Origin of the sequence: Shewanella sp. 6_MG-2023 (assembly GCF_030547195.1) — a bacterium.
Classification (GTDB): domain Bacteria; phylum Pseudomonadota; class Gammaproteobacteria; order Enterobacterales; family Shewanellaceae; genus Shewanella.
This window is the reverse complement of the sequence record NZ_JAUOQU010000084.1, coordinates 1-605: the sequence shown is the minus strand read 5'-3', so window position 1 is coordinate 605 and position 605 is coordinate 1. Positions and strand designations below refer to the sequence as shown.

General features: G+C 42.6%; 1 protein-coding gene. It reads right to left on the bottom strand.

From position 1 onward, the window contains the following. A partial coding sequence (locus Q4533_RS19650) for a GTP-binding protein (RefSeq protein ID WP_303503930.1) occupies positions 1-605 on the bottom strand: 605 nt, incomplete at both ends.

Below are 605 nucleotides of genomic sequence, written 5' to 3'. Positions count from 1 at the left end.
CGCTCAACACGACCAGTAACAACAGTACCACGACCTGAAATTGAGAATACATCTTCAATTGGAAGTAGGAATGGCTTATCGATGTCACGCTCTGGCTCTGGGATATAAGTATCTAGAGCTTCAGCTAGTTCAACAACTTTAGCTTCCCAATCTGCTTCGCCTTCAAGTGCTTTAAGTGCAGAACCTTGAATAACTGGTAAGTCATCACCTGGGAAGTCATATTCAGAAAGAAGTTCACGAACTTCCATTTCTACTAATTCAAGTAGTTCTTCATCGTCAACCATGTCACATTTGTTCATGAATACGATGATGAAAGGTACGCCAACCTGACGTGAAAGCAAGATGTGCTCACGTGTTTGTGGCATTGGACCATCTGTAGCAGCAACTACTAAGATAGCGCCGTCCATTTGTGCAGCACCAGTAATCATGTTTTTAACATAATCGGCGTGACCAGGACAATCTACGTGTGCGTAGTGACGAGATGGTGTGTCATATTCGATGTGAGAAGTATTAATTGTAATACCGCGCTCACGCTCTTCTGGAGCGTTATCGATTTGTGCGAAATCTTTAACTTCACCACCATATACTTTTGACAATACAGCTGA